The organism is Collinsella aerofaciens (genome assembly GCF_041537385.1).
GTDB lineage: Bacteria > Actinomycetota > Coriobacteriia > Coriobacteriales > Coriobacteriaceae > Collinsella > Collinsella aerofaciens_BV.
The window spans coordinates 93,151-111,346 of sequence record NZ_JBGORS010000004.1 but is presented as its reverse complement, the minus strand read 5'-3'; the positions used below and the strand labels follow the sequence as shown (position 1 = coordinate 111,346).

Annotated in this window: 15 protein-coding genes; 7 read left to right on the top strand and 8 right to left on the bottom strand. The window is 60.5% G+C overall.

Going from position 1 to position 18,196, the window contains the following annotated elements; genetic code table 11:
* Window positions 1–153 precede the first annotated feature (153 nt).
* Window positions 154–969, top strand: a complete 816-nt coding sequence (locus ACEG18_RS06995; protein WP_372541960.1) for a putative RNA methyltransferase — start codon at window positions 154–156, stop codon at window positions 967–969.
* A 129-nt stretch (window positions 970–1,098) separates the two neighbouring features.
* Here ACEG18_RS06995 and ACEG18_RS06990 read toward each other — a convergent pair whose 3' ends face one another.
* A complete protein-coding gene (locus ACEG18_RS06990; protein ID WP_372541959.1) occupies window positions 1,099–1,500 on the bottom strand; it encodes a hypothetical protein in 402 nt (133 codons plus the stop codon).
* 434 nt (window positions 1,501–1,934) lie between these two features.
* On the opposite strand from ACEG18_RS06990, the gene ACEG18_RS06985 reads away from it, so the two are divergent.
* The gene (locus ACEG18_RS06985) at window positions 1,935–2,639 is read left to right on the top strand and encodes a class I SAM-dependent methyltransferase (protein ID WP_372541957.1); all 705 of its coding nucleotides are present in this window, start codon (window positions 1,935–1,937) and stop codon (window positions 2,637–2,639) included.
* 48 nt (window positions 2,640–2,687) lie between these two features.
* On the opposite strand, the gene ACEG18_RS06980 is transcribed toward ACEG18_RS06985, so the two are convergent.
* Window positions 2,688–2,984 (bottom strand): hypothetical protein, encoded by a 297-nt coding sequence (locus tag ACEG18_RS06980; protein WP_055310006.1) that lies wholly within the window; start codon window positions 2,982–2,984, stop codon window positions 2,688–2,690.
* Window positions 2,985–3,061: 77 nt separating this feature from the next.
* On the opposite strand from ACEG18_RS06980, the gene ACEG18_RS06975 reads away from it, so the two are divergent.
* From ACEG18_RS06975 to ACEG18_RS06960, 4 genes are all read left to right on the top strand, one after another.
* A complete protein-coding gene (locus ACEG18_RS06975; RefSeq protein WP_372541955.1) occupies window positions 3,062–3,550 on the top strand; it encodes a GNAT family N-acetyltransferase in 489 nt (162 codons plus the stop codon).
* Window positions 3,551–3,854: 304 nt separating this feature from the next.
* Complete coding sequence (locus ACEG18_RS06970; protein ID WP_372541954.1) at window positions 3,855–5,858, top strand: GTP-binding protein; 2,004 nt, start codon at window positions 3,855–3,857, stop codon at window positions 5,856–5,858.
* A 93-nt stretch (window positions 5,859–5,951) separates the two neighbouring features.
* Window positions 5,952–7,070, top strand: coding sequence for a DUF8462 domain-containing protein (locus ACEG18_RS06965; RefSeq protein WP_089572898.1), 1,119 nt, complete (start codon window positions 5,952–5,954; stop codon window positions 7,068–7,070).
* Complete coding sequence (locus ACEG18_RS06960) at window positions 7,063–9,576, top strand: excinuclease ABC subunit UvrA (protein ID WP_443803740.1); 2,514 nt, start codon at window positions 7,063–7,065, stop codon at window positions 9,574–9,576. Before ACEG18_RS06965 ends, ACEG18_RS06960 begins: the two co-directional genes overlap by 8 nt.
* A 29-nt stretch (window positions 9,577–9,605) precedes the next feature.
* Here ACEG18_RS06960 and ACEG18_RS06955 read toward each other — a convergent pair whose 3' ends face one another.
* The 6 genes from ACEG18_RS06955 to ACEG18_RS06930 form a co-directional block, all read right to left on the bottom strand.
* Complete coding sequence (locus tag ACEG18_RS06955; RefSeq protein WP_372541950.1) at window positions 9,606–10,205, bottom strand: tRNA (cytidine(34)-2'-O)-methyltransferase; 600 nt, start codon at window positions 10,203–10,205, stop codon at window positions 9,606–9,608.
* Between the two features lie 100 nt (window positions 10,206–10,305).
* Window positions 10,306–11,436, bottom strand: coding sequence for a CobW family GTP-binding protein (locus ACEG18_RS06950; protein ID WP_372541949.1), 1,131 nt, complete (start codon window positions 11,434–11,436; stop codon window positions 10,306–10,308).
* An 86-nt stretch (window positions 11,437–11,522) separates the two neighbouring features.
* The gene (locus ACEG18_RS06945; protein WP_372541948.1) at window positions 11,523–11,864 is read right to left on the bottom strand and encodes an arsenate reductase family protein; all 342 of its coding nucleotides are present in this window, start codon (window positions 11,862–11,864) and stop codon (window positions 11,523–11,525) included.
* Window positions 11,865–11,875: 11 nt separating this feature from the next.
* Window positions 11,876–12,499, bottom strand: coding sequence for a flavodoxin family protein (locus tag ACEG18_RS06940; protein WP_372541947.1), 624 nt, complete (start codon window positions 12,497–12,499; stop codon window positions 11,876–11,878).
* A 111-nt stretch (window positions 12,500–12,610) separates the two neighbouring features.
* Window positions 12,611–14,140 (bottom strand): diguanylate cyclase domain-containing protein, encoded by a 1,530-nt coding sequence (locus ACEG18_RS06935; protein ID WP_372541945.1) that lies wholly within the window; start codon window positions 14,138–14,140, stop codon window positions 12,611–12,613.
* 127 nt (window positions 14,141–14,267) lie between these two features.
* A complete protein-coding gene (locus ACEG18_RS06930; RefSeq protein WP_372541943.1) occupies window positions 14,268–16,985 on the bottom strand; it encodes a bifunctional diguanylate cyclase/phosphodiesterase in 2,718 nt (905 codons plus the stop codon).
* Between the two features lie 324 nt (window positions 16,986–17,309).
* On the opposite strand from ACEG18_RS06930, the gene ACEG18_RS06925 reads away from it, so the two are divergent.
* Window positions 17,310–18,179 (top strand): patatin-like phospholipase family protein, encoded by an 870-nt coding sequence (locus ACEG18_RS06925; protein ID WP_372541942.1) that lies wholly within the window; start codon window positions 17,310–17,312, stop codon window positions 18,177–18,179.
* The last annotated feature ends 17 nt before the right edge of the window (window positions 18,180–18,196 follow it).

Here is an 18,196-nt window from a genome sequence, read left to right as displayed (position 1 = left end):
GCGCAGACGATGATACTCCTAATGCAGCCAGCCGGCACTTAGGGACGTTCCTTTTCTGTCGGCAGCTGGGGACACTCCTTGTCTCTTCTATGACTAGGTGGGGAAGGCGTGCGACAATGGTGGACGTTGTGTTGTTCGCGCTAAGGAGTTGCCATGTTGTTGTGTCCCGTTTGCCATGAACCGTTGGTGGACGACGAACGCGGTGCTGCATGCGCGGGCGGACACCGATTTGACCGTGCGCGCGAGGGCTATCTGTATCTGCTGCGCTCGTCCAAGAGCGGCGACTCCATGGGCGATCCCAAGTCGCAGGCGCGCAGCCGTCGTGACTTTCTGAACCGCGGATACTATGCGCCGTTGCGCGATGCGATGGTCGAGCTGGTGCGCGAGCGGATGTCTGAACGTGCCGCGTCTACGAACGGCCCCATGACCTTGCTCGACATTTGCTGTGGCGAGGGCTACTACACCAGCGCCATGGGTGCGGTGCCGGGCGTGGATGCTTACGGTTTCGACCTGGGCAAGGAGATGGTGCGCCTTGCCGCCAAGCGCGGCGATGCGACGTACTTCGTGGCCAACATGAAAGATATCCCCGTGGCTGATGGCGCCTTTGATATGGTGACCGAGCTCTTCGCTCCTTTTAACGAGCGTGAGTTTGCCCGCGTGCTGGCGCCAGAGGGTTCGCTCTACACCGTGGTGCCGGGTGCTCGGCATCTGTTTGGCCTCAAAGAGGTGCTCTACGACACGCCATATCTCAATGACGAGAAGCTGCCGAAGACCACCGAACTCGAGTTGGTCTCAACGCTGCGGGTGTCTGCGAACATTACGCTCCAGACCCAGGCTGACATCGAGGCGGTGTTCCAAATGACGCCGTACTACTACCGTACGCGCCCTGCCGATAAAGAGCGCCTGGCAAACCTGGACACTCTTCAAACCGACATCGACTTCATCATCGCCGAGTACCGCCACAGCTAACAACCTACCAAAAAGGGACAGGTTTATTTTGGCAGGTGTTATCTGGGCAAACGTAAAGGGCCGACCGCAGAGATGCGCGATCGGCCCTTGTTGGTTGCTTGATTGCAGGGAGCTGCGGGGGACAGGTGCCTACAGGCGGTCCTTGTTCTCGGCCTTAACGTCATGTGCCTGCTGAACAAAGAACAGGTCGTACACCACGATGACAAAGGCGCCAAAGTTGATGGCGTCGCCGCCAAACGCGGGAAGCGTGAGCACGGCCTGCGCAATCGTGGCGATTGCGGCAACAATACCGAGCTTAAACGCGCCATCCACTTGCGAAGGCTTGTTGGCACCCTTGATGCCCGCAACACCTGCGGCAAGATCGACGACGCCCTTGGCGACAAGCACGGCCGCGGCGAGCATGGCGTTCGATCCGTAGGTGGACTCGAACTTGCCGGTCGCGATGCCGGCGATTCCAATGACGAGACTGGCGATGCCCAGAACAAAATAAATCAGGGCAAGGATTTTGAGAGTCTTGCGAGTGAAGCTCATGGCTGGTCCTTTCGATACGAGTACGCCAACCTGGCGCACCCTATGTGCTGCACATATGGTGAAGCACATTGTAGTTCAACGCGGTGATGCATGCGCCTGAAAGCGTCTCTTGCCTGCACGGTTCAACCTTTCAAAAAGGAAAGCTGGACGTAAGTCAAATCGATGGCAGCTCATGTGCGGCGCTGCGATGATGAGGCCGTGATAAGAAGTGAGTCTAAGGAGGAGCCATGATGTACGGACCAGAGCAAGTGCGTGAACCGCGGTCGTTGGGAAGGCGCATGGGTGATTCTGTGATCGCTGCCGTGTGCACGGGATTGATGGCGGTGCTTTGCATTGGGATGCTGTGGACCATGTCGCATGTGGGACAATAACGGACGGTTGGGTGCCGACATGAATGGCGCCCATGTATTCGTTTTGTTTGCTAAGGAGTGTCCATGGGCGTCGTCGATCCCTTTTCTGTTGCTCGGGCGGCAGGGCTCGAGTTAACCAGGACACCCGAGGGCCTCACGCTCACCGATGGCTCGATGGAGTTACGAGCCGATTTTGGCCGCATGCTTCCACGGCTCAAGCAGGGCCGTTTGCAGCAAGAGCTACTGGTGAAGGCTGCGCGCACAAAAGGCATCGAGCAACCATGGGCGATTGATGCCACGGCAGGCTTTGGCGAGGACTCGCTGCTGCTGGCTGCCGCGGGCTTTACCGTCGATCTGTATGAACAGGATTGCGTGATCGCGGCGCTCCTCAAGGATGCCTTGGATCGTGCGGCAGATGATTCGGCGCTTGCGGCTACCGTGTCGCACATGCGCTTGCATGCGGGCGAGGACAGCATTGCCGGCCTTCGCCATACAGCTGAGCTGATCGGGCGGGGCGAGCTCACCGCTCCTGACGTGGTATATCTGGACCCCATGTTTCCCGAGCGCACCAAGAGCGCGGCGGTGAAAAAGAAGTTCCAACTCTTGCATCATCTGGAACAGCCGTGTGCCGATGAGGAGACGCTGGTCGAAGCGGCGCTTGCGGTGCGGCCGCGCAAGGTCGTTATCAAGCGTCCGGTGAAGGGGCCGCTGCTTGCCGGCGTTAAGCCGAGCTATCAGCTTGCGGGCAAGGCCGTTCGCTACGATGTTTTGGTGCCGCCGCGCCCGTAGCTTGCGTGCGATGGCCGGCGCTTCGCCGGCGCCGTGCCGATGCAGGGCCTATTTCCAGGGGTGCGACGTCAGATGCCAGCCGCCGCAGTATTCGCATTTGTAGCAGGCAAGGCCGCGCCGCCCGCGGTTTTCGCAGTCGGCCATAACTGCCTCGGCCTCGGCGCGTGTGTCGTAACGGTTTTTGCGTTCGCACGACTTGTAGCGCCACGCCTCGTCGCGCTCGGCGTCCAGGGCGTCGCGGCGCTCGTCCTCGCGCGCAAACAGGTCGCTCATATCGCCGCCGGTGGCAGCGCCCAAAAACTCGCTTTTGGCCTTTGACCAGGCGGCTCGCTTCTTGCTTCCCATCCGCTTCGCGCCCCTCTCCAAACGCTGGTATCATTGCTCAATCAAAGTGATACCAATAAACGTGAGGTCGCCGCGTGATGATCAGAAAAACCCTCGATACCGACATTCCCGCCGTCATGGCTATCTATGACACGGCCCGCGCCTTTATGCGCGCGCATGGCAACGCCACGCAGTGGCCCGAGGGCACGCCTTCTGCCGAGCAACTGGCTGCCGATATTGCCGCTGGTGGCAGCTATGTGTGCGAAGTCGACGGTCGCGTGGTGGCGACGTTTGCCTTTTTACCGGGCCCGGACGAGTGCTATGACGTAATTGAGGACGGGCAATGGCGCAGCGACACTCCGTACGCCGTGCTGCACCGTGTGGCGTCCGACGGCACCGCGCACGGTATCGCGGCTGCGATGTTTGCCTTTGCCAAGGAACGCATCGGCCATCTGCGTATCGACACACACCAAGACAACCTGCCTATGCAGGGCGCCATCGCCAAGGCGGGGTTCGAGCGTGTCGGCGTCGTGCATGTGTCGGACGGCACACCGCGCATTGCGTTTGACTGGCTGCGCGAGGCATAAGCGCCCAGGCGCATGCCAACACTCCATCTAAATGAAATGGCCCCGGGTGGGGTCATTTTTGGTAAAACGCGTCGTTGTGAGGCTCGCGTTGTTACTGCCCCAGATGAGTCCGGGCAGACAAAAAGGGGAGGTGCCGGCTTTCGCAAGGCGCGAACCTACGAAAATCGCCGCGCGGCAACGCGGGGCGATGAGCTCGGTCGGGGAATAGGGCCCGCTTCGCCCGCCGGCCCGTAAATTGTATCATCCAGTGTGGAACGAGGATGCCCATTGCCGCGTGCGATGGGCTTGCAATAAGAGGAGAGCCATGTCGAAGCAAGCGGTCGTTGGAATCTTGGCGCATGTCGATGCCGGCAAGACCACGCTGGCCGAGGCCATGCTGTTCAACGCGGGTCGCATTCGCAAGCGCGGTCGCGTGGACGATGGCGATTCGCATCTGGATACGAACGCGATCGAGCGCGAGCGCGGCATTACGATCTTCTCGTCGCAGGCCGTGCTCGACCACGGCGATACCCACGTCATGCTCGTGGATGCACCAGGGCATGTCGATTTTTCTGCCGAGGCGGAGCGCACGCTGCGCGCGCTCGACTATGCGATTTTGGTTGTGGGCGCCAACGATGGCGTGCAGGGGCACACCGAAACCCTGTGGCGCCTGCTTGCGCGCTATGACATCCCGACGTTTATCTATATCAACAAGATCGATTTGGAGAATCCCGGCCGTGATGTTTTGCTGGGACAGCTTGGGCAGCGTCTTTCCGAAGGCTGCCTGGATGCCAGCGAACTGCTGGCGGGCGGTGCCGTTCAGGAGGACGCTGCCGCGTTGGACGAGGCGGCGCTCGAGGAGTTTCTTGAAGCGGGTGAGCTTTCTGTCGCAACGCTGTCGCGCATGGTTGCCGAGCGCAAGCTCTTTCCCTGCTTTGCTGGCTCGGCGCTCAAGGACCAAGGCGTTGACGAGCTGCTGGATGGCATATGCGCGCTGATGCGTGAGCAGGCGTGGCTCCCGGAGTTTGCCGCGCGCGTCTATCGTGTCAGCCGCGGGGATCGCGGCGAGCGTTTGGCTTGGGTTAAAGTGACCGGCGGCACGCTGCACGCCAAGCAGATGATTGACGGACGTTCCGGTGCCGAGGCATGGGAGCAGAAGGTCGATCAAGTACGCATCTATAACGGCGAGAAGTATGAGCTTGCCCAAGAAGTTGCTGCTGGCGGTATTTGTGCCGTGACGGGTCTTGCGCACGTTCGCCCGGGGGACGCCTTGGGCGCGGAGCCCGCAGGCGATGCGCCCGTCATTGCGCCGGTCCTCACCTATACGGTGCTTCCGGGCGAACACGATGTCCACGCGGTGTTCAAAGCACTGACTGAGCTGGCGGACGAAGATCCCATGCTCGGCGTAAGCTGGAATACGCATCTTGAGCAGATTCATTTGCAGCTGATGGGCGCCGTGCAACTCGAGGTCGTGCAGCGGGTGTTGGCTGATCGCTTTGATCTTACGGTTGGGTTTGAGCCCGGCGGCATTCTCTATAAGGAGACGATCTCGCAGCCGGTCGAGGGCGTGGGCCACTTTGAGCCGCTGCGCCACTATGCCGAGGTACATCTGCGCCTGGAGCCGTTGCCAGCAGGTTCGGGCGTGCAGTTTGGCACCGTGACCTCGACCGACGAGCTCGATCTTAACTGGCAGCGTTTGGCACTCACCAACGCCATGGAGCGCGATCACCTGGGCGTGCTGACCGGCTCGCCCATCACCGATGTGCGCATTACGCTCACGGGCGGCCGTGCGCATGCCAAACACACCGAGGGCGGTGATTTTCGTCAGGCCACGTACCGTGCGATTCGCCAAGGACTCATGCAGGCGCGTGAGGCCGGCGCAGCCGTGCTGCTGGAGCCGTGGTACCACTTTGAGCTCGAGGTGCCGGGGGAGTGCGTGGGCCGGGCGCTCTCGGATGCCACGCGCATGGGTGCCGAGTACGAGCCGCCGACGATGGCGGGAGACCGGGCGAAGCTTGTGGGTCGCGTGCCGGCATCCGAGGTGCAGGATTATGCGCTGGAGGTGGCTGCCTACACGAGCGGTCGCGGACATCTGTACCTTGAGTTCGCCGGGTACGCGTCCTGTCATGATGCCGAGCGCGTAATCGAGATGGCCGCCTATGAGCCCGAGGCTGATCTGCCCAACACACCCGACTCGGTCTTTTGCTCTCATGGCGCCGGCTACACGGTCAAATGGTATGACGTGCCCGCCGCAGCGCACGTAAAGATCGATCCCGCCACCTTCCGTCCCTGGCGAGCGGCAGACGCCGAGTTTTTCGGCCACATGTGACAAAGGGACAGCCCCTTTGTCACATGCTATTGGTATAACTCAGTATAAGTTGGTATAACTGTTACCAGGGTTTGCCAATCCGAGGAGGCCGATATGAATCCAAATCCCTTTAAGCCCACAGCTGGTAAGCGGCCTCCGATACTCATCGGTCGCGAGTCGGTCATCGAAGATTTTGAGGAAGGGCTCGACAACGGCGCCGGAGCGCCGGGCAGGCTCATGCTCATTACGGGAAACCGCGGCTGTGGCAAAACGGTTCTCCTGCGGGAGCTGCAACGTCTAGCCAGCGAGCGCGGATGGGCGGTTGTCTCCGATTCCGCTTCGCTTGGTTTGTGCGACCGCTTGGCCGACGCGCTTCGCTCGAATAAACCCGTTGTGACGTCAATGGAGTTTGGGCCGTCGTTTGGCCGGATGTCGGTCGAGGCGGCGCGGGCAAAAGGCGAGACATTGCGAGGGCTGGTCAACGAGCGTCTCAAGAAGCTCGGTCCGGGCAAGGGCGTCTTGTTTGCGATTGACGAGGCACAATCGGTGTCTATCGAGGAACTGGCGGCTCTTGCCGTCCTCTATCAGCAGGTGCTCGGAGACCAGGATGCCACGGGCTTGCCCGATAGCGACCAGCGCGGTCTTGCGCTGGCGTTCGCCGGCTTGCCCAGTATGGTTGACGATCTGCTCGAAGAGCCGAGCGTGACGTTTTTGCGGCGTGCCCAGCAGCGTACGTTGGGGGCAATATCTTTGCCCAAAGTGCGCGATTCGTATATCCAGACGGTCAAAGACGCTGGTCTTTACGTTGACGCGGAGACGGCGGACCTTGCGGCGCGCAAGAGCATGGGGCATCCCTATATGGTTCAGCTGGTGGGCTATTACATGTGGCGGTCTGCTGTCCGGCGTGGCTCGCAGGTCATCGAAAGGCGCGATGTCGAGAATGGCCATGCGGATGCCGTCTCCGAGTTCTACGAAGCGGTTGACGCACCTCTGTATTACGGTCTGCGCAGCCCTCAGCGCCTCTTTATCGAGGCTATGGCGGTTGACGAGGACAAGCCGACGCGCACGGCGGATATCATTGAGCGCTGCGACCGTACCCAGAGCTGGGCGAGTAAATATCGCGCAAGCCTGATTCGCGAGCGCGTCATCGAGGCCGCCGGATACGGCCTTGTGCGGTTTACCGTGCCCATGCTGGGCGAGTATATCCGCGACCGCGTTTTATGGCATGAGTAGGGTGATAAAGGTGACGGAACAGAAGATGAGCCCGCAGGCTATCGAGGTGCGCGGTGCACGTGTCCACAATCTCAAGGACATCGATATCGATATTCCGCTGGGGAGGCTCGTGGGCATTGCCGGCGTGTCGGGCTCGGGCAAGAGCTCGCTGGCGCTGGGAGTTCTTTATGCCGAGGGCTCGCGCCGTTACCTGGAGGCGCTCAGCACCTATACTCGACGTCGCCTGACGCAGGCCGAGCACGCCCAGGTGGACGAGGTATTGCACGTACCGGCGGCACTCGCGTTGCATCAGCGTCCCAGTGTGCCAGGCGTGCGCTCGACCTTTGGTACCATGACCGAGCTCAACAACAGTCTGCGTTTGCTCTTTAGCCGCTGTGCCCATCACGTGTGCCCACATTGCGGGGCGCGTGTGGAGCCGAGCCTTAACGTGGCTGCGGGCCTGTCGCTCACGTGCCCCGCATGCGGCCGCGAGTTCTACGCGCCGAGTGCCGAGGACCTTGCCTTTAACAGCGGCGGTGCGTGCCCTACCTGCGGCGGCACCGGTGTCATGCGCGAGGTGGACGAAGCGAGCCTGGTGCCCGACGAGTCAAAGACCATCAACGAAGGCGCGGTGCTTCCCTGGGGTACGCTCATGTGGGATCTGATGAAGCAGGTAGCCGGCGAGATGGGCGTGCGCACCGACGTGCCGTTTAACCAGCTCACGCCTCAAGAGCGCGACATCGTGTTCCACGGTCCGGCGGTTAAAAAGCACATTCTCTACGTTCCCAAAAACGGCGAGGGCGCCACGCCGCTCGATTTTACCTATTACAACGCTGTCTATACCGTCGAGAATGCGCTCGCCAAGGTTAAGGACGACAAGGGCCTCAAGCGCGTGGCGCGCTTTTTGCGCGAGGGGCCATGCCGTGACTGTGGCGGCACGCGTCTCTCCGAGGCCGCACGCCATCCCCAGGTGCGCGGTATCAATCTGGCGCAGGCCGCGGCTATGACGCTGGGTGAGGCGATTGAGTGGGTGCGCGGGGTGCCCGCATCCTTGCCGGCCGAGATGCAGCCCATGGCGACGGATATCTGCGATTCGTTTTTGAGCACGGCCCGTCGACTGGTCGATCTGGGCCTCGATTACCTTTCACTCGACCGCGCCGGTGCCACGCTCTCCACGGGCGAGCGTCAGCGCGTGCAGCTCGCCCGCGTGGTGCGTAACCGATCGACGGGCGTGCTCTATGTGCTGGACGAGCCCTCGATTGGCTTGCATCCTGCCAATGTCGACGGCCTGGTAGGCGTGATGCGCGATTTGGTGGATGACGGCAACACCGTGGTCGTTGTCGACCACGACACGCGCGTACTGGCGGAAGCCGACTATCTGGTCGAGATGGGCCCCGTTGCCGGAGCAGGCGGCGGCAATGTGATCGCCGCCGGTACGGTGGATGAGGTCGAGCAATCGCAGGACAGCCGCATCGCCCCGTTTTTGCGCTCGGAGCCCAAGCGCTTGCGGCCGCAGGTGGCTGACGACGAAATGTTCGACCGGGGCCATATCCGCATGGCGACCGATGCCATCCATACCGTCAAACCGCTCGAAGTCGATATCCCGCGCGGTCGCTTGGTCGCGGTGACGGGCGTTTCGGGTTCGGGTAAGACGACGTTGGTGCTCGAGACGCTCATCCCGGCGCTCAAGGCTCAGGCAACTGGCGAGCGCCTGCCAAGCCATGTGCGCTGGATCGACGCCGAGGGCATTGCCCGTGCAAATCTGATTGATGCTACGCCTATCGGCGCCAACGTGCGCTCGACGGTGGCAACTTATGCCGACATCCATGATGAGCTGCGTCGCGCCTTCGCCCGCACGCCCGAGGCTAAGGCGGCGGGATACAAGGCGGGCGCCTTTAGCTACAACACCGGCGCCTTGCGCTGCCCTACGTGCGATGGCACGGGTTCGGTATCGCTCGACGTGCAGTTTTTGCCCGATGTCGAGATCGTCTGCCCGTCATGTCGCGGCTCACGCTATGCAGACGCGGCCTCGCATATCCATCGCGAGGGCAAGGACGGGAGCCTGCTTACGTTGCCGCGGCTCATGGACATGAGTGTGGACGAGGCCCTCGACGCTACGGTGGGGCTCAAGAAAGTTCAGGCGCGCTTACAGACCCTGCACGACCTGGGCTTGGGTTATCTCACGCTCGGCGAGCCCACGCCGGCGCTCTCGGGCGGCGAGGCGCAGCGTCTTAAGCTCGCGAGTGAGATGGGCCGCGTGCAGGATGATGCCGTATTCGTGTTCGACGAACCCACAATTGGCCTGCACCCGCTCGATGTTCAGGTGCTGCTGAGTGTGTTCGACGGCCTCGTCGCCAAGGGCGCCACAGTTGTCGTGATCGAACACGACCTCGACCTTATCCGCAACGCCGACTATGTGATCGACATGGGCCCGGGCGGCGGTGACGCGGGCGGGCAAATCGTCTGCGCCGGCACGCCGGGCGACATCGTGGCCTGCCCCGCAAGCATCACCGGCCGCTACCTATAACCGAATGTGACAAAGGGACAGTTCCTTTGTCACATTCCCGGAAAGCCTGTTTGGCGCAGAGCCTCATAGAGGACGATGGCGGCGCTGTTGGAGAGGTTGAGTGCGCTGATGCGGTAGTCGTCCGGGTTGACGAAGTTGCCGCAGATATCCTGTTGAAGGATGGCCTCGTGGCTGTCCTCGGTGTGCCCGAGCGACTCCTCATGGGCCTCCCAGGCGTCGGCGTTTTCGAGCGAATCACAATCGCGCAGCATGGGGATGCGCTCGCAGCGCTCGGGCGCCGCGGCAAGCAGTGGCTCGGGAATGCCCGAGCTCTCGCTGCCAAAGACCAAGTAGTCGCCGTCGCGGTAGGTGCTTTGCGCATAGGTGCGGCGTGCCTTTTTGGTCAGCAGATGCAGGCGCTCGTCGGCAGGGGAGAGGCCGTTGCGCGCAAGGAAATCCTCCCAGCCGGCATAGGACGTCACGTCCAAGTTTTGCCAGTAGCCCAGGCCGGCGCGACGTACCGTCTTGTCGTCGAGCGAAAAGCCCAGCGGCTCGACCAGATGCAGGCGGGCGCCGGTAACCACGCAGGTGCGGCCGATATTGCCCGTATTGGCTGGAATCTCGGGCGCATACAGCACAATGTTGAACATGAATCTCCTTGGCTCAGAACGAAAAACCACCACGAAGGGGACAGGCACCTTCGTGGTGGTTTGACGGTTACGTAGCGGAAAAATGCCCGCTTGGATAAACCTAGGCGCGGTGCCAGTCAGTCAGGCAGGCATCGAGGGAGGCGACGAGCGCATCCTTGTCCATGTGACGGCCGATGATGCACAGGCTCGTCATGCGGTCGCCCGTCTCGTCGTCCCAAATTTGCATGATCTCGGGGTTCTCGTCGATGATCTTCTGCTTCTCGCCCTCGGGCGCGGAGTCAACGAACAGGCCGTTCTCCATCAGACGCATCTGGTGGCCGGCCTGCTCGAACATGTAGCACATGTCCGGATCGCCGGTCTGCCACAGCGGACCCTTGACGCGAATGACCTCGTCGGGCCACTCCTGCTCAACAAAATCGGTGAACTTCTGCAGGTCAAACGGCTTGCGGCGCGAGTACACAAAGGTCTCGATGTCGTACTCGAGCACCTCGGGGTCCTCGTGCTCCTCGGGATGCTCCATGGCCTCGATCCAAGCGGCGGAGTTGTAGGCGCGCATAAAGTCGAAGCGGTCGGTGTCGAGCAGCTCCTCCATGGGAACCTCGCCGTTTTGAGCCTCGACGATCACGGCGTCCTTCTGCAGGCTGCGCACGATGGCCTTGAGCTCGGCGATCTGCTCAGGGCTCACGGTATCGGTCTTGTTGAGGATGAGCGTGGAGCAGAATTCAATCTGCTGGATGAGCAGGCTCTCGATGTCGTCCTCGTCGATATCCTCGGCCAGCAGGTCGCGGCCGCCGTTGAACTCGTCATACATGCGGGCGCAGTCGACCACGGCCACGATGTTATCGAGTGCGAGCTTGGGCTCGCCGCCCACCTTGGCCTCGTCGCAGAAGCTCGAGATGGTGTAGGCGATGGGGATGGGCTCGCAAATGCCCGATGCCTCGATGATGATGTAGTCGAACTTGCCCGAATCGGCGATGCCCTGCAGCTGGTTGGCAAGGTCGTCCGAAAGCGTGCAACAGATGCAGCCGTTGGTGAGCGGGATGAGGTCGTCGGTCTCGGAAAGGCCGCCGTCGGCGATGAGGCTGGCGTCGACGTTGATCTCGCCGATATCGTTGACGATCACGGCGGCGCGGATGCCGCCGTCGTTAGCGAGGATGTGGTTGAGCAGCGTGGTCTTGCCGGCACCGAGGTATCCGGTAAGCATGATGATCTTCACGGGTTTGTTGGGCATATGCCCTCCTTTGTTAGACATGGCTTACAGTTGAATCTTATGCCAAACGCCTGCTCTTATACCCACGCGCCGGCAAATAACACAGGCTACTCCCAGGCTCCCCATACATCGGGGCAATAACTGACGGTGGCCTTTTTGCCGTTGCGCACGATGGGCTCGGCTAGAACCTGCTGGTTTTCGAGTAACTTGTCGAAGCGCTGGCTAGGGGTGAGGTGCTGGATGAGCGCGAGGGTCTCCTCGTCCTTGGCCTTGGGGTTGAGCAGCTTGTCGATGCCGCCGACCGCCTGCATCACGCTCGTGAGCTCGCCTTTGCTCATCTCCTTTTCCTTAAGGTCAATAAACTGCACCTTAATGCGGCGCTCCTTAAAGAAGCGCTGTGCTTTCTTGGTATCGAAGGACTTCTTGGTGCCAAAAATCTGGATATTCATGCTCCGCCGTTCTACCTGATGAAGTTGGTCGTTGCGCGATCGGCCTCGGGCGCGTTGATACCGGCGGCGCGTCCTGCCTCGATGCAGCGCAGGAGCCAAGCCATGTTTTTGCCGATGTTTCGCATGGTGGCAAGGCCCTCGGCATCCCCATCGGCGTCGCCGGGCACGCGGCCAAACACGTTGTTCCAGTATGTGGAAGCAACCACGGGCATTTGCTTAATGGTGAAGTACTTGTTGAGCACATCGAACGTGGTCGACGTGCCGCCGCGACGGGCGACCGCGACCGCGGCGCCGGGTTTGTGCTCAAAGGCATGGCCGCCTGCATAGAAGGCTCGATCGAGGGCCGAAAGGATGCGTCCGCTGGGATGCGCATAGTAGACGGGGGAGCCAAAGACAAAGCCATCTGCCTGCTCGGCGGCAGCGATCAGCTCGTTCACCACGTCGTCGTCAAAGGTACAGCGGCAATCGAGCTTGCCGCACTGGCCACAGCCAATGCAGTCGCGAATGGGCTTGGCACCCAGTTGGAATACCTCGCTATCGATACCCTCGGCTTTAAGCTGCTCGGCGACTTCGGCGAGCGCGCGAGCGGTATTTCCGTTTGCCTTGGGGCTACCGTTGACTAAAAGAACCTTCATCACAAACTCCCTCTGCTGTCGGTGACTTCTGCGGAGGATTATCGCACGAGAGGGCGGATGGCGTGGGGCGCGATGCGAAACGGCTTGTGTTTCACGTCGCGCCCCACGACGCTAGTCCAGCTTGGTGCCCGGTACCTGTACTGCCTCTTTAAGCAGCGCTTTGAGCTCGTTCAAAATGGAAACGGGCTGTCGGTCGACGCTGTCCAGATGAAGCGTCGCCACACGAATGGGCGGCTGATATTCAAGCGAGCCGATGAGCACGGGAGAGCCCAGGAACCGTTCGATGTCGCTTGCGATCTCGTCGATTGCCTCGGGGCCGAGCTCATCGAAGAGTGCCACGAACGTTGGCCCCGTTGAGCGGAACAGGCGACCCTTGCCGCGCGAACAATCCATGAGGCAGGCTGCGCTTTCGGCGAGCACGCGGTCGCCCGCATCAAAGCCAAAGCGGGCGTTGACCTCGGCGATATCGTCAACCTTAATGGCAATAAAGCCTGCCTCGCGCGCCACGCGGCGCATTTCGCCAATGGCGCTGACCAGGGCGTGGACATCGCCCAGGCCCGTTACCGAGTCGGTCGTATCTGCCAGGCTTCGGTTGATGATAATGCCCACGTACATGTTAGGCTCGGTATCGGTGCCGTCCAAGCGGTAGCCCGTGCAGTCGCAAAGCGCGTACGCTCCGGTAGCATCCATAACGCGGTACTGCATGTAGTGGAAGTGCCACGTGCCGTTTATCACCATGTCGAGCTCGGCGCGTACGTTGTCGCGGTCCTCGGGGTGAACGCGGGCAAGCCACATGTCGAGCGAGTTGTAAGGGTGCTGGGAGGGCAGGCCAAAATCGCGTACGGCATTAACCGACCATTGCGATTCGCCGGTATCGAGGTTGAGGATAAACGGATAGCGTGTCTCGGAGCTCATGGAGATCGCCTGGAACACGCGGTCGTTGCAGGGAAGTTGATCGGCAATCGGCCGCATCGGCGCGTTGTCTTCTTTCGGTTGCTGCACGCGGTGCATGAGCTTGTAGCGATACATTTTGCGATCGGCATCCATCGTCATCTGGCGACGCGTATCGCCTGCAAGCGGGTCGACATGCGAGCAACCAAAACTAAAACTGGCGATCATGGGCGCCTTGCCGTCCGATGTTGCCTCGACAAGATCGGTGCGTGTCCGCTCCAAGCGCTGCTCGAGCTCGGCTTCGCCTGTCGTGGGGGACACGAGTACAAATTCGTCTCCACCGATACGGAACAGCATTTCATCGTGCTCCATTGCCTCGGTGAGCGCGCGGCAGATGCCCAGAATGTAGCGGTTGCCTTCGGCGTGGCCAAACTTATCGTTGCAGTGCTTAAGGTGATCGATGTCAATATAGGCGCAGGTGAAGGGAGTGCCTTTGAGCCAGAGCTGATCGACATGGTGGTCGAGTCCACCACGGTTGCCAAGATTGGTGAGCGAATCGATATAGGCGCTGCGCTCAAGCAGCTGGCGTTCTTGTTGCAAGACGGCGAGCGTTTTCTGCAGTTGCTCGCCGACGGCGCGCAACTCCGTGGGCAGCGCCGCGACATCGAGCTCGGCGGTTGAGGCCCCGTTCGCGAGTCGCTGAAGATGGGCAATGATTGATTGCTCGCCCAGGCGATACGACTCGTTCATGATGGATAACCTCCTTGGGTGACAGGATGCTCCGTATCATATCCCCAATTCGGTTTGAATTGGGGATATGAGTTAGCCAATGGGGACAAATGCTCCCCTAGACGGTGGTGTTTTGCGCGCGAGCGTATCAGTTGTTTTTGCCACCATCGAACAATGCCTCAAAATCCTTCGCCGGCATGGGGCGGTAGTAGAGGAAGCCCTGAGCGTAGCGGGCGCCCATCTGTCGTAGCATGTTCGCCTGCTCATTTGTCTCGACGCCTTCGACCACGACGGGCAGATGGAGCGACTGCGCCATCTCGAGCATCGATGACACGATCTGCGCGCTGCGGCCTTGATCGCGGTCGGTGGGCACAAAGGTGCGGTCGAGCTTGATGACGTCGACGTTGACGTTCTTGAGCATCGCGAGCGTGGACTGGCCGGTGCCAAAATCGTCCATATAGGTCGAGAAGCCGCGGGTGTGCAGGTCGGCTGTCAGTTTGTCCACGGCCTCGGACTCCCCCGTATAAGCCGTCTCGGTGATCTCGATACGCATGAGCTCGGGCGGTAGGTTGTATTGGGCGGCGAGCGCCCCCATATGTTCGGCAACGTCGCAGGCAAGGATATCCACGCGCGACACATTAAGCGAGACTGGAACCACGCGAAGTCCTCGATCGATGCGCCCGCGCAGCCACGAGGCGACACCCTGCCAAATGTACTTGTCGAGCGTCACCACAAAGCCGCTTTCCTCGAGTGCGGGGATAAAGGACGCAGGTGGAATCAATGATCCATCTTTGTCAATCCAGCGCGTGAGCGCCTCGGCGCCAATGATCTCGCCGGTTTCCATATCAACCTGGGGCTGCAGGTAGTAGGTGATGCGGTCGTTTGAGAGTGCATACTGGAACTCGGTGAGGGTGCGGTGAAACGCCACCTCGCGCTTGTATTCCTCGGGGCGAAAGACGGCGATGCGATCCTTAAAGTCGGTTTCCGCGCGCCGATTGGTAAACATGGCCTTTGCCTGCGCATCGATGGTGATTTCCTCATTGGAGTCGATGGGGTAAACGCCCATGGACGGCCAGAAACCTACGCCGTCATCATGCCTGGCTACTGCCTCGCGAACGCGGCTGTAGATTTGATGGACGGTGATGTGCTTAAAGGGGATGAGTACGCAAAAGTCATCTTGGCCCCAGTACCCTGCGACGCCCATGTCGGCATTCTCGATGTCCTTGAGAACCGTGCCCACATCGGCGAGCATGCGGTCGCCCTCGGCCTGTCCGTGCCATTCGTTGAACAGCCGCATGTGCCCCATGTCGACGGTGGCGATGCACCAGGTGCCGTCGCGCCTTGCCTCGAGAAATGCGTTAGCGCGCCGCATAAACTCACTGGGTCGATAGAGGCCCGTGAGCGTATCGATGCGTTCGGCGACGGCGCTTTTGCGCTCAATCTCGGGTATGGGGAGGCTGTCGTTGGGGACAAGCCCGCCGGCGGCGCGAAGACGACGGTCGAGTTCGCCTAAAACAGCGGTCGCTTGATTGATTAAGTGCTCGTAAAAGGCCGGGACGACAAGACAGACGGGGGTAATGGTGTCGTCCGCGATTCGAACAGGAGCGAAAACGGCTTCTTTAAGATGATGGGTCAGTTGCTCGAATGCCTCGTGGCCCAAATCGTTACTGAGCACGACGAACTGGGCGTTTCGTGAGCGGAAGACGCGACTCCTGCCGCGGGTGATCGACAACATGCGGCCTGCGTATTCGGCAAGCATGTTGTCGACAGCCTCGGCCCCATAGAGCTCGTTGAGCTTTGCCGTGCCGCGAACGCGGACCGCTATAAGCCCCGTCTCGCAACGGTCGCGACGGCAGGCATCGATAGCGTTGATCAGCATACGCTGCGTTCCGAGGCCCGTAGCGGCGTCGACGGTTTCGGCAAGCGAGTGGTTGACGAGCTCGCCGACATAGAGCGAGGGGGTATTTCCGTCGCCGTCGATACGAAACCCGCGAGCGCGGCAAAGGACGTAGTCGCCCGCGGCATTGCGCATACGGTACTGCATGACGCGGCGGTGTTTGGAGCCGTTGTAGATTTGGTCGATATCGTTGGTATAGGCCTCAAGGTCATCGGGATGGACACGCGTTTTCCAGTAATCGTGGCAGTTGTCTATATGCTCGGAAGGAAGACCGAGATCGCGCAAGGCGCCTTGTGACCAAAGGGTGCGATGCTTGTCCAAGTTCTCGATAAAGCAATAACGGCCTTCGTTGAGCATCGAAAAGGCATCGAAAACGCGGTCGCTTATTTCGAAGTCGTCGGCGTGGACTTGTGTGATATTGCGTCGATCAAGGTGTATGGCATGGCGTAGCTTGTAGTCGTACATGCGATGGTCGGCATCGAGTGTCATACGATTGGAGGCTTCGCCCAGGGCGGGGTCGGCGTGTGCCACTCCGTAGCTAAACGAGTGGGGCATCTCGGAATCGTTGTTTTTGAGCAGGATCGTTCGGCAGTGTTTCAGACGTTCGGCGAGGTCGTCCTCGGTCGCAATCGTAGATAGGATGGCAAACTCGTCGCCGCCTATGCGAAACGCCGCCTCGTCCACTTTCATATACAGCTTGAAATAGAGGCTTACCTGCAAGATATAGCGGTTGCCCTCGTCATGCCCAAAGACGTCGTTGCAGTGCTTGAGATTGTCGATATCGATGAACGCCATGGTAACGGGGATGTCCTGCTCCCAGAGCTCTTCGAGGGAACGGGCAAAGCCGCCGCGGTTGCCAAGTCCGGTAAGCTGGTCGGTAAAGGCGGTCCTGATCAGATCCTCCTGCCGCTCGAGAAGGTCACGGACGGTCTTTTCGAGCGTTTCGGTGTAATTACTGACGGTGTCCATGTTGTAAGCGGCTTTCTGAGGTCGGGGCGGATTGCGTCGGGCGAGCTCGTTGTGCACACGCGTTGCTGCTCAACACTTTGCGTGTATCCAGGCTCCCGCTTTGTTGCGTTGTTGGGCTACTTCGCCGGCTAATGTTCGCTGTTGATAACTGCTGAGTAGTATAAACAACAGTACAAAATTATATAGGGGTGCACATGCTGTAGGCGGATATTTTTCGCCAAACGGTAACGCGACGATGCGATGTTCGATGAAAATGCGACTGAGACGATATATGTTGACGGGTATACTTGTCCCGTTTTAAAACGCAGGAACGGAGATGGTCGCATGGCACAGCCGAATACGACGCGCACGGTGGGGCTTGCGCTCGAGGGAGGCGGCTACCGCGGTATGTATACGGCGGGCGTGCTCGACGTTTGGATGGAACACGGTTTGACCTGCGACCATATGGTGGGCGTTTCGGCGGGCGCGGCGTTTGGCTACAACTTTAAATCGCGGCAGATCGGCCGCGCCATTCGCTACAACAAAGCCTATTGTGCCGATAAGCGCTATGCGAGCGTGACGAGCTGGTTGCGAACCGGAGACATGTTCAATGCCGATTTTGCCTATCACGAGGTGCCCATCGAGCGCGATCCCATCGACCTGGAGACATATCGCGCCTGCCCCATGCGGTTTACGTGCGTGTGTACCGATATCGAGACGGGCGAGGCGGTCTATCACGATTTGCCGTATGGTGACGAGCGCGATATCGAGTGGATCCGGGCGTCGTCTGCTATTCCCGTGGCAACGCGTCCTGTCGTTATTGACGGGCATAAATATCTGGATGGCGGCGTGGCCGATTCCATTCCCAGTGCTTGGCTGTTTGCGCAGGGGTATGACCGCAACGTGGTGGTGCTGACGCAGCCGGCGGGCTTTGTAAAGCAGCCCAACAGCGTGATGCCCATGCTGCGGCGCGTGTTCCGTCACTACCCGGAGTTTGTCGCAGCGCTTGAGCATCGGCATGAGGTCTACAATGCCACGCTCGATGACCTGGCACGTCGCGAGGCTGCCGGCGAGATCTTTGTGGTGCGGCCGAGTGAATCAGTGAAGGTGCCGTCGCTGTGCCGCGAACCGGATGAGCTCGAGCGCATCTATCAGATCGGCCGTCGCGACGCGGAGGCGACGCTGCCCGCGCTGGAAGCGTATCTGGCGGAGTAGGGGCTGCGGCGGAAAGC